General features: G+C 38.3%; 4 protein-coding genes and 1 pseudogene. 2 read left to right on the top strand and 3 right to left on the bottom strand.

Features of this window, described 5'->3' with window-relative positions:
* Positions 1-250: 250 nt before the first annotated feature.
* Positions 251-523 (top strand): annotated as a pseudogene (locus DSM02_RS02490) (BLUF domain-containing protein); the annotation flags it as partial.
* A 42-nt stretch (positions 524-565) separates the two neighbouring features.
* Positions 566-1225, top strand: a complete 660-nt coding sequence (rpe, locus tag DSM02_RS02485; RefSeq protein ID WP_128764156.1) for a ribulose-phosphate 3-epimerase — start codon at positions 566-568, stop codon at positions 1223-1225.
* 905 nt (positions 1226-2130) lie between these two features.
* On the opposite strand, the gene DSM02_RS02480 is transcribed toward rpe, so the two are convergent.
* Genes DSM02_RS02480 through DSM02_RS02470 form a run of 3 tightly spaced genes read right to left on the bottom strand, consistent with a single transcriptional unit; the run spans position 2131 to position 12439 of the window.
* Entirely contained in the window at positions 2131-4050 is a 1920-nt protein-coding gene (locus DSM02_RS02480) for an OmpA family protein (RefSeq protein ID WP_128764155.1), read from the bottom strand.
* 12 nt (positions 4051-4062) lie between these two features.
* The gene (locus tag DSM02_RS02475) at positions 4063-4986 is read right to left on the bottom strand and encodes a PorP/SprF family type IX secretion system membrane protein (RefSeq protein WP_128764154.1); all 924 of its coding nucleotides are present in this window, start codon (positions 4984-4986) and stop codon (positions 4063-4065) included.
* Positions 4987-5020: 34 nt separating this feature from the next.
* Positions 5021-12439 (bottom strand): Ig-like domain-containing protein, encoded by a 7419-nt coding sequence (locus tag DSM02_RS02470; protein ID WP_128764153.1) that lies wholly within the window; start codon positions 12437-12439, stop codon positions 5021-5023.
* Positions 12440-12612 lie beyond the last annotated feature (173 nt).

Raw genomic sequence — 12612 nt, 5'->3', positions numbered from 1 at the left:
ATAAAATATTTAACTCGACAACAGTTCATCATAACTGTTCGTTTTTTGATTGATGAATGAATCCCCGGCTGATTACCGGGGATTTTTAGTTTAAAATATTTTACACCTTATTTATATGGTCTATTTTTTGGTTTACATTAGCACAGCTTGCAATCCTACAGATATTGGAATGCTTAGCAGTGTAATTAATCAGGTGGCTCAAAAAAATAAAGATCAAGGTATTTCAGGATTTTTATAGTATAAAGATGGCACCTATTTACAGCTTCTCGAAGGTGATTTTAAAATGGTAAACACCTTGTTTCATAAGATCATAGAAGATGACAGGCATACAAATGTGACAGTTATAGTAGAGAATAAAATAGAGCATCGCGTTTTTAACGACTATGAATCTGGTTTTCTGGTTCCGAAGGATAAAAAGCAATACCAAAAGCTAAACGATTATCTCAGTTACTTAAAACTACTGGAGAATGACGAAATTAATAATACAATTTCTATCCTTGAGTCTATCATTTTTAAAATGTAATGGTATTTTTAACTCATTAAAAATTTGAATAAAAACACATTTATGAAACCTATTTACTTAGCCCCTTCAGTTCTTGCTGCAGATTTTGCTAATCTTGAACGTGATATTAAAATGGTCAATAACAGCAAGGCAGACTGGTTTCATATCGATATTATGGACGGTCTTTTTGTTCCTAATATATCTTTTGGAATGCCGGTTTTAGAAGCCATTACCAAACACGCAGAAAAGACTATAGATGTACATTTAATGATTGTAGATCCTGATCGCTATATAGAGACTTTTGCAAAGCTGGGGAGTAATCGCCTTACAGTACATTATGAAGCCTGCACCCATTTACATCGCACAATTCAAGCTATTAAAGTTGCCGGTATGAAAACAGGAGTAGCTCTCAATCCACATACTCCGGTGAATTTATTAAAAGATGTTATCAATGATATCGACCAGGTTCTGATTATGAGTGTAAATCCCGGCTTTGGCGGACAGTCTTTTATAGATAATACGTATAGAAAAATCAGAGAGCTAAAAGAAATAATTTTAACTCATAATGCAGACACGCTTATTGAAATTGATGGTGGTGTCACAAATAAGAACGCAAGAGAGCTGGTAGATTGTGGAGCAGACATCCTAGTCGCCGGTAGTTATATCTTTAAATCTGAAGATGCTGCTAAGACTATTGCAAATATGAAAACGATAATTTCATAAAAAAAAAGCAGACTAGATTCTAAATTAACATACTCGTAACGCCCCCTACAGCATACGAATCTTGTCTATATTTAGTCTCCAAGTCTGCTTGTCTTTAAAATTGCAAAACTGCACTTTTAAATTCTACTCAAAGAAACTAAATAGGTTTTATATTACTTTACGGAATTCCTTATTTCATCTAATATTTAACATTTAAAATATGTTTTTTTTAAAGGATTCAAGAATTTGTCTTTCCTTAAATTATCTGATTTACAGTTTCAATTTAAACTAAAGACTAAAGTTAAAAAGATCAAAAAGACAGCAACTTTTGTCACTACTAAAGATGTATTAAGATTAAACTATAAAGTGGTAGAAGATAAAATGGTTAAAATCATTGCCTTTGTCACCCAATTTCAAGTGAGCGCTGTAATAAAGTTATTGCTAATATTACCAATAGAAATAGCGGCAATCTTTCCAACAATATTATTTGTAGACCAAACTATTATACAGATCGGTTTCCTCAACCGGAAGCTAAAACCATCCCATCTCAAAGTAAAATAATTCCGTAAACCATCTTCACTACATTTTCTCAGTTAAGAAATCTCTTTTTTTAAGCGTCTTAAGATTATTGTGAACAACAAAATACCTGTGGTAATAGCAGCATTAATATCAAAAATAGAAAAGCAGACCATCCTACTTTAAAATAAGCATCAGCCCCCTACAGCTGCTGCATATAAGTATAGATAAGTCTGCTATAAATTATAATTAAAGGTACTAAGCTATATTTTTTAATAAACAGTTTTAACAAAAAAACAAGAATATCATTAATATTTTGACAAAGAATTCATGATATAAACTAAGAAACTCCCTCTACTGAGGGAGTTTCTACGTTAAAATCTAAATCGAATTGATTTTAACGCCTCTCATTACCTACTCACAACAATAAATTCTGATCGTCTGTTTTCTGAATATTCTAATTCTGTACACGTTTTACCATCTTCATCGCAAATATTAATAGGCCTAGACTCGCCGTAACCTATAGCACTTTCTATTCTTGAAGGTTCTATCCCATGTTCTAAAAGCCATTCTTTTGTAGATAGAGCTCTATTTGTAGACAATGTCTTATTGAAATAATCTGTACCTCGCTGATCTGTATGCGATTCAATTTTTATAATCATTTCAGGATAAGCTTCCATTACATCTACTACTTTGCGAAGTTGTATTGCTGCAACATCTGTGATGTTATATCTGTAATACTCAAAATAAATAGGGTCAATTCTAATTTTTTCTACTTCTCCTTCTGTAACAAAAATCTCTGAAAGATCTTTTAGCCTAAAGTCAAGCATATTCATTTTACGGTCTGGTAAAACATCTGTAGTGAAATTTAATTGGTCTTCACTAAATCCTGCTTTACGAGCTTCAATTTTATAAGTAGACTCACAAGTTAATTCTACAGCATAACCACCTTTTTCATTTGTTTTAACCTTGAGATATTCAGTATTTGATTCATCGTAAACGGTAACGTATGCATCTGGAATAGGCTCATTAGTTTCTATATCATAAACAGTTCCTGATATATATTGAACACACTTAGCCAAGTTGTACTCAAAAGCATAAATATCATCTCCTCCTTTACCTCCTGCTCTGTCTGATGAAAAATAACCGGTGTTAGAAACACTACCTTCTAAGTATGCAAAATCATCTGCATTTGTATTTATAATCGGTCCCAGATTAATTGCAGCTCCATATATACCATCTCTGTAATAAGATTTATACATATCTAGACCTCCAAAACCCACATGACCTGCGGATGAAAAATAAAGTATATCATCTTTAAAATATGGAAAAAAATCATCTGCAATTGTATTGATATTAGGTCCTAAATTCATGGGTGCTGAATAAGTTCCATCTTCATAAATATCACAAACATAAATATCTGCTTTACCATAACCACCCGGCATATCTGATGCAAAAAACAATTTTTTCCCATTTGGAGTTACATAAGGCTGCCCCGCAGAATAAGCATCTCCATTAAAGGGAAGCAATTCTTTCTTATATTTTTTAGCAGACATGTCTACCCTATAAATTTTAAAATGATTCTTTTTATCTTCTTCAAACACTTTTCGATTTCCGGTTTGATAACTAGAAGCATAGTATAGATATTTACTATTTGGTGAAAAAGTGGCCGTTCCGTCGTGAAATTCAGTAGTCAATTCTTTACTAAATAATTGTACTGCATCTGCACTATCTGCCTCAGGGTTTTCAATTTTATATATTGCCAAATAAGGTGTATTGTCACGCTCATACAATCCTTTGTTTACATAATTTCTTCCAGAGGTAAATACAAAACTAGTTTGATTAAAACTCCCGCCAAAATCAGCATATTGAGAGTTAAAATCTAAATTACGAACCTTATATAAGGTATCCCCTTTCAGGAGTTCTTCAAAACGATCTCGTTCTTCATAATGATTGTTTAAAGCTTCAACAGATTTTGCCTTAAAATAGCGTTCTGCAACTTTCTCAGCTTCATCATAGAGTTTTAATCTTCTTAAGGAATCATAATACTGATATCCCTGAGTAGCATTTGTATTAGATCCCACTGCCTTGTACCATTTTTGATATGCTTCTTTTGATTGAGCAAAATTCTTTAGGTTGTAATATGTATCACCTATTTTCATATAGGTTTCGGGTTCTATATAATTTGCATTTTCTACATAAGCCTCAAACTCTTTTGCTGCATCAATATAAACTAAGCGGTCATAAAACTCATTTGCTTTTTCCAAATGGTTTTGAGCAACTACAGTGAGACTTATTAAACAAGCAATGATTAAATATATACGTTTCATAGAGAGGGATTTTTAAAAGAATCTGGGAGAAAAAGTTGCACCACGCTTACGAGCCAGAGAGAACTTAATCAAGATCTCATGACTCCCATTGTTATACTGGTTAAAGTCTGAAGTATTATAATCATAAGCATAACCTATAAAGATGTTGTCTGTTATCTGAAAACCTGCAAGCCCACTCACTGCAGCATCTACGCTATAAGAAACACCTGCTGTAAATTTCTCAAGGAATAAAAAGTTAGCAGACAAGTTTGCTTTTAAAGGAGCTCCTTCAACATAATCAAAAAGCACCGCTGGCTTAAACTTGGTATTTAAACCAATATCAAAAATATACCCCCCTATTAAGTACATATGAAGCTCTTCGGTATTAACCATCACCTCTTCTTCATTAAAATACTCTTGAGTGAAAAAATTAGGTGTAGAAAGTCCCAGATACCACCGGTCTGTGTATAAATAAGATCCCGCTCCTAGAACTCCTAAAAATTGATTGTTTATGTTATTCATAAACTGTGGGTCATTAGGATTATCAAACATTCCCTTTCTAAAATCTACATTTAAAACTCTAAAACCAGCCTTAAGACCAAAGGATAAATAGGTCTGTGCTCCTAGTTGAATGGCATATGAGAAATTTCCGTCGATATTTAAATCTTCAGAAGGACCCAAAACATCCCGTGTAATGTTCAAGCCCAGGCCAATGTTATAAGTTACCGGTGTCTCTAACCCAAGATTAATAGTTTCGGGAGCTCCATCAACTCCGGTAAACTGAGCTTTGTAATCAGTGATAATATTAAAATTATCTGATGACCCCGCGTAAGCTGGATTAATGGTCATCGTGTTGTACATATACTGCGTATAGTTTGGTTCTTGTTGCCCGTAGAGATTCAAAGTCCCAAAGGCAATCAAAGAAATTTCGATTATATAAGTTACTATTTTTGTCATGGTAATTAAATTTTAAAAATGAGAGAATTTTTAATTATCGTGCTATATAAATCCATCCGGTAAGCGTACGCTCTCCGTCGCCCAATTCAAGAGCGTAATAATATGTACCTACCGGTAAGCCTACTGACTTATTAATAGAACTGGAAACGTTAGAAACGCCATTCCAGCTATTGTTATAACCGCTTGCCGTATAGACTAACTGCCCTACTCTGTTAAAAATATTGAGCTCATTATTTGGGAAATTTTCTATACATCTTATCTTAAAGAGATCATTCATACCATCACCGTTTGGTGAGAATTCATTGAAGACCATCAAGCAATCTGGATCTATTTCTACTTCAGAAGAATTATTATCTGAATTACTATCTACAGGATTTGAATTCAGAATAGTTGCTACATTTCGGTAGTTACCGGTTTCTAATACAGTCACGGTAATAGTTAAAACAGTAGTTGTATTAGCCGCGAGTTGTGGAATTGACCACTCACCGGTTAACGGATTGTAATCACCAATAGGAGCTGTAAAACTTTCAAACTGAAGTCCTGACGGTAATGCTTCCCCTACCATTATTGAGGTAATATCGGTCTGACCATTATTTGTAACTTCGATTGAATACACTATGGTCTCCCCTATTACCGGAGTTAAGATATTTACTGTTTTAGAAATGGTAAGATCTGAACAAGCAGTCGTTGTAACATTTAGCGTAGCTGAAGTGTTTACGATACAACTTAACGTTGTGTCATAATCCACACTTACACTGTTATCTCCTGCTGCATCCCATACTACAATTACAAAGTTATCTGAAGTACCACCTCCTGAAACAATGCTTCCTCCAGAAGTAATTGCCCATACATAATTAGTCATACCAGACTGAGTGGTATACATTATTTCCGTTCCTAAACAAGCAGTTGGTTCTGAAGCCTCTATACTAGCAGATGTGGGTTGCATTAAGGTTGTTGTTACAGCAAGTCTGCTATTACCTATCACACCATCTAGAATGAGAGCCGCATAATACGTAACTCCATTCTGAAGCGGTGTATTAATATCTAAAACCGCTCCGTTGGTTTCTTCAGCAAACCATACTACATTAGGCTGATCTAAAACGATATCCATTAACGTAGGTTGATCTGTAGTACAAAACATTTGATTCATCTCGCCGGTTGGCATACCTAAATCTATGGTTAACTCATCTATTGTAGCGTCTGTTGAAACATTTCCTAAAGCATCAGCAAGTGTTGCTACAACATCATAAACACCTTCTGGAATTTCATCTCCTGCCGGAACCGTTAACGTCCATGTACCATCACCATTATCTACTAAATCTCCGTCTCCCTCAGCATAGGTTTGTCCATTTACACTAACGGTTAGGTCACCTGCTGAATCTGCAGTACCTGTTAATATTGGAGTGACATCAGCCGTAGTAAGTGAGTTCACAGTAGGCACTGTTAACCCTGAAGTATCGATCGTAACTTCATCTACTGTCGCATCCATAGAAGTATTGCCCGCAGCATCAGTCGCAGTGGCCATTACATCATAAGTTCCATCAGCTAAAGCATTTCCTGCTGGAATAACCAACGTCCACGTATCGTCACCATTGTCGGTTAAGTTGCCGTCTCCTTCAGTATAGGTTACCCCATCAACCACAACAGTCAAATCATCTGCTGAATCAGCTGTCCCCGTAATCGTCGGAGTAATATCATTTGTAGTTAAAAGATCAACGGTAGGATCCGTAGGTGCCATTGCATCGATAGTCAACTCATCAACTGTTGCATCCATCGAAGTATTACCAGCAGCATCAGTCGCAGTGGCCATTACATCATACGTACCATCGGCTAAAGCATTTCCTGCCGGAATAACTAACGTCCAGGTATCATCGCCGTTATCGGTTAAGTTGCCGTCTCCTTCAGTATAGGTTACTCCATCAACCACAACAGTCAAATCATCTTCGGAATCAGCAGTTCCGGTAATAGTCGGAGTAGTATCATTCGTAGTTAAAAGATCAACAGTAGGAATCTTAGGCGCAGCAGTATCAATGGTCAATTCATCTACTGTAGCATCCATTGAAGTATTGCCAGCAGCATCAGTAGCTGTAGCCATCACATCATAAATTCCATCAGTTAAAGCATTTCCTGCCGGAATAACCAACGTCCAGGTATCATCACCATTATCGGTTAAGTTGCCGTCTCCTTCGGTATAGGTTACTCCATCAACCACAACAGTCAACTCATCTACAGAATCAGCTGTTCCGGTAATCGTCGGAGTAGTATCATTTGTAGTTAAGAAATCTACTGTTGGAATCGTTGGGGCCATCGTATCAATGGTCAATTCATCAACTGTTGCATCTGACGAACTGTTACCTGCCGCATCAGTAGCTGTAGCCATAACATCATAAGTTCCAGCAGTTAAAGCATTTCCTGCCGGAATAACCAACGTCCAGGTATCATCACCATTATCGGTTAAGTTGCCGTCTCCTTCGGTATAGGTTACTCCATCAATCACAACAGCCAACTCATCTACAGAATCAGCTGTTCCGGTAATCGTCGGAGTAGTATCATTTGTAGTTAAGAAATCTACTGTTAGAATCGTTGGGGCCATCGTATCAATGGTCAATTCATCAACTGTTGCATCTGACGAACTGTTACCTGCCGCATCAGTAGCTGTAGCCATCACATCATACGTACCATCTGCTAAAGCATTTCCTGCCGGAATAACCAACGTCCACGTATCATCGCCGTTATCGGTTAAGTTTCCGTCTCCTTCAGTATAGGTTACTCCATCAACCACAACAGTCAAATCATCTGCGGAATCAGCTGTTCCTGTTATGGTAGGTGTATTATCATTTGTAGTTAAGAAATCTACTGTTGGAATCATAGGCGCAGCAGTATCAATGGTCAATTCATCTACTGTCGCATCCATCGAGGTATTGCCCGCAGCATCAGTCGCAGTAGCCATCACATCATACGTGCCATCAGCTAAAGCATTTCCTGCCGGAATAACCAATGTCCAGGTATCATCGCCATTATCGGTTAAGTTTCCATCACCTTCGGTATAGGTTACTCCATCAACCACAACAGTCAAATCATCTGCGGAATCAGCTGTTCCGGTAATTGTTGGAGTAGTATCATTTGTAGTTAAAAGATCAACAGTAGGAATCGTAGGCGCAGCAGTATCAATGGTCAATTCATCAACTGTTGCATCCATTGAGGTATTACCAGCAGCATCAGTCGCAGTAGCCATCACATCATACGTACCATCTGCTAAAGCATTTCCTGTCGGAATAACCAATGTCCAGGTATCATCGCCATTATCGGTTAAGTTTCCATCACCTTCGGTATAGGTTACTCCATCAACCACAACAGTCAACACATCTACAGAATCAGCAGTTCCTGTTATAGTAGGTGTATTATCATTTGTAGTTAAGAAATCTACTGTTGGAACCGTAGGTGCCATTGCATCGATAGTCAATTCATCGGTAGTTGCGTCTGAAGAACTGTTACCTGCGGCATCAGTCGCAGTAGCCATCACATCGTAAGTGCCATCAGCTAAAGCATTTCCTGCCGGAATTATTAATCTCCACGTATCGTTGCCATTATCTATAAGATTTCCATCACCCTCAGTATAGGTTACTCCATCAACCACAACAGTCAAATCATCAATAGAATCAGCTGTTCCTGTTATGGTAGGTGTATTATCATTCGTAGTCAAGAAATCTACAGTAGGAACCGTAGGCACCATTGTATCAATGGTCAATTCATCGGTAGTTGCATCCATCGAAGTATTGCCAGCAGCATCAGTAGCAGTAGCCATTACATCATAAGTCCCATCAGCTAAAGCATTTCCTGCCGGAATAACCAATGTCCAGGTATCATCACCGTTATCGGTTAAGTTGCCGTCTCCTTCAGTATAGGTTACTCCATCAACCACAACGGTCAAATCATCTATAGAATCTGCTGTCCCCGTAATCGTCGGAGTAGTATCATTTGTAGTTAAGAAATCTACAGTTGGAATCGTTGGGGCCATCGTATCAATGGTCAATTCATCCACTGTAGCATCCGTCGAAGTATTACCAGCGGTATCAGTCGCAGTAACCATCACATCATACGTACCATCTGCTAAAGCATTTCCTGCCGGAATAACCAACGTCCACGTATTATCGCCGTTATCGGTTAAGTTGCCGTCTCCTTCAGTATAGGTTACTCCATCAACCACAACAGTCAAATCATCAGCGGAATCAGCTGTTCCTGTTATGGTAGGTGTATTATCATTTGTGGTTAAAAGATCAACAGTAGGAACAGTAGGTGCCATCGTATCGATAGTCAACTCATCAACTGTAGCATCCATCGAAGTATTACCAGCTGCATCGGTGGCGGTTGCCATCACATCATACGTACCATCAGCTAAAGCATTTCCTGCCGGAATAACTAACGTCCATGTATTATCGTCGTTATCGGTTAAGTTTCCATCCCCTTCAGTATAGGTTACTCCATCAACCATAACAGTCAAGTCATCTACTGAGTCTGCAGTTCCGGTAATCGTCGGAGTAGTATCATTGGTGGTTAAAAAATCAACTGTGGGAACTGTTGGGGCTGTTAAATCTATTGTTAGCTCATCAAAAGTTGCATCTACTGAAACATTACTAGCTACATCAGTAGTACTGGCCATTACATCATAAACACCTTCTGATAACGGACTAGGAATAGTTAAACTCCACGTATCATCTCCATTATCGGTTAAGTTTTCATCACCCTCAGTGTACGTTACTCCATCAACCACAACAGTCAAGTCATCTACTGAATCTGCAGTTCCCGTAATGGTTGGGGTTGTATCATTAGTAGTTAAGAAATCTACAGTAGGAATCGTTGGGGCGGTTGGGTCAATAACCAATTCATCAACTGTCACATCCATTGAAGTATTACCCGCCGTATCGGTTGCAGTGGCCATCACATCGTAAGTTCCGTCAGCTAAAGCATTTCCTGCCGGAATTATTAATCTCCACGTATCGTTGCCATTATCTATAAGATTTCCATCACCCTCAGTATAGGTTACTCCATCAACCACAACAGTCAAATCATCTGCGGAATCAGCTGTTCCCGTAATAGTCGGAGTACTATCATTCGTCGTTAAGAAATCTACAGTTGGTACCGTAGGAGGCGTTGTGTCGATGATAAGTTCATCAGTAGTTCCATCGGCAGCAGTGTTACCTGCTGTATCTGAAGCTACTGCCACTACATCATAAGTCGCATCGGCTAAAGCATTTGCTGCCGGTATGGTCAGACTCCAGGTGTCATCACCATTGTCTATTAAATTACCATCTCCCTCACTATACGTTATACCATCTACAGTTACTGTTAAGTCATCTGTTGAATCTGCAGTTCCGGTAATTGTAGGTGTATTATCATTCGTAGTTAAGAAATCAACTGTGGGAGTTGTAGGATCGATAAGGTCTACTGTATAAACCTGAGTCGTAGCAACTGTTGTCTCACATAAGAGTACATTTTGAGCGGTAACTTCAGCCTCTACGGTCAAATCATCATCTGCTACCAGTTGTGTACCTGGTACATCTACTGAAAAGACTAAACCTGTAGCTACGGTTGTTGGATACTCAAAAGTGTTAACCGTTACTATAACAGCATCACCTACTTCTGCATCACCTCCTATACTACCGCTTAAGGTAATTGTAGTCCCGGCCTCTGTTGCATTGATGATGTTGTCTGCAGTTACAGGATCTAATGTTATTGTGGGTTGCGGTCCGCCATCCAGAGTTACTTCAACCACTTTTAGATCGCCCGGTGCATTCTCACAACCGGTTGCTGCGTCTACTAAACTTACATAAACCGTAAACGGACTATCAGCTTCGGTCAATCCTTCTACTTCTAATTCTCCATCAGCATTGATGGTATACGTGATTCCGTCATCTACCAACCCATCTGTGATCGGTAAGGTTCCGTTTGCATCCAGATAATAATTGAAGCTTCCGTTTAAAGTAGTAGTGGGTACAATGTTTAAGATTTCAGGAATACAAATAGGAAGATCTAAACCAAGTACGGTGATATCTTCGGATTCCGGTAACGGATTCACTGTAACTTCAACAGCTACACGAGCTGATTCTTCGGCACAGCCTGTTACAAATGAAGAGACATAAAAGCTTGTATCTTCAGTTAAAACCGGTGTAGTAAAAGCATCTCCACTGGCTACTGTTGCTAATAAATTACCGCCTGTTGGCGCATCATACCAGCGTAATTCTGCACCTGCAGTAGCAGTTGTCGCTACCAGATCTGCAGTACCTCCCTCACAAACTTCTACATCCTGAGAAGCAGCAGCAATTATAGGGATACCAGAAGTGATGGCTACATCGTATAAATCTAATCGTTGAAAAAGGTTTACCCCTAAAAGGGAATTATAACGAACAACAATGCGGTCTGCAGGGCCTGAAACATTAAAGGGAACCTGCGCGACAGCACCGCCTTGCAATAGTCCTAATAAATCAAGATTTAATAGGGATGAAAGACTTGACGTAGAAACTAAAGTAGATCCATTATACGCTTCAAATTCTATATTATTAGCAACACCCACAGCTAATAATGTAGGATCAATTTTTAAACTAATCTTAAAATCTTCTGTAGGTTGAGATGGTGTATCAAAATATATTATCTGTTCTATAGAAGCTGCAACATCAAGAACTCCTAGGCTTAATTGAGAAAAGGTTAATGGATCTGAATCAATTCCATTCTGAGGATCAATTACTCCTGCACCGCCTAACTCTAATAAATCAAGGCTCAAACCATCTCCATCATAGGAAGTATATGCAGGCTCATTACAAACACCCACTCCTGAGGAATAAAACACACCTCTTACATCTAGCGTTCTGGTATTTCCCAAACCTAATAAGGAACCTATACTATTTGTAATACGGATACTGCTGTACGATACCGAAGGAGTCATTGCTATAAACATTTCTCCAGCGGCATTAGTAACAACCCGTACTCTAGGGGTGTCAAAAGTATTAGGATCTGTTGAATCTGCACTTAGAACTGTAGTTGAGCTACTTTTTGCTTCAACTGTAAATTCTTGATTGCCTATAAGTACTGCTCCTAAAACATCACTCAGCAATTCGCCCAAGCCACCACCAAGGAGAACTCGCAACAAATCATCTTCGGTATCAATTCTTATAAAACTTGTCGTATTTGCCGGTACTGGCGAGGCATATCCTACTTCAATATAGCCACTATATGCGCCAATACCTGCCAAAATACCAGAGGAGGCCCTCACTGTTGCAGCTGTTGCTAGATTTCCATCATGTGCTGCAGAAGCATTAGTCACATGTCCGGCTACCGGGTCGACATCAACCAGTTGAGTCGCAAAAGTCCGTGTTTGAGCAGCAATCTCACCACTACATAACAATAGCAGTAAAATTGTAATTCTGAAATAAAAATTTCGGTAAGTAAAGTTCACCATAATACAAGTGTTTTGGTTTGAGAGGTTTCAAAAACATTAAAATCTGAACAAAAGAACCCTATGCCGAAAAGCGTAAGCACTTATCAGCCAGTCAGTTGGCGTTCTTTTTTTACTTAGGGGTAAAAACCTTAAATCTTTAAATGGAAATTTAAAGTTGGGCTAAAGGTTGAACG

The organism is Leeuwenhoekiella polynyae, assembly GCF_004104075.1.
Classification (GTDB): Bacteria; Bacteroidota; Bacteroidia; order Flavobacteriales; family Flavobacteriaceae; genus Leeuwenhoekiella; species Leeuwenhoekiella polynyae.
The sequence above is the reverse complement of the archived record's forward strand: the minus strand, read 5'-3'. Positions and strand labels throughout refer to the sequence as shown.

Bases quoted from the DNA above. Each gene is read 5' to 3' on its own strand.
- DSM02_RS02480 (WP_128764155.1), bottom strand. From the start codon at position 4,050: ATGAAACGTATATATTTAATCATTGCTTGTTTAATAAGTCTCACTGTA.
- DSM02_RS02475 (WP_128764154.1), bottom strand. From the start codon at position 4,986: ATGACAAAAATAGTAACTTATATAATCGAAATTTCTTTGATTGCCTTT.
- DSM02_RS02470 (WP_128764153.1), bottom strand. From the start codon at position 12,439: ATGGTGAACTTTACTTACCGAAATTTTTATTTCAGAATTACAATTTTA.
- rpe (WP_128764156.1), top strand. From the start codon at position 566: ATGAAACCTATTTACTTAGCCCCTTCAGTTCTTGCTGCAGATTTTGCT.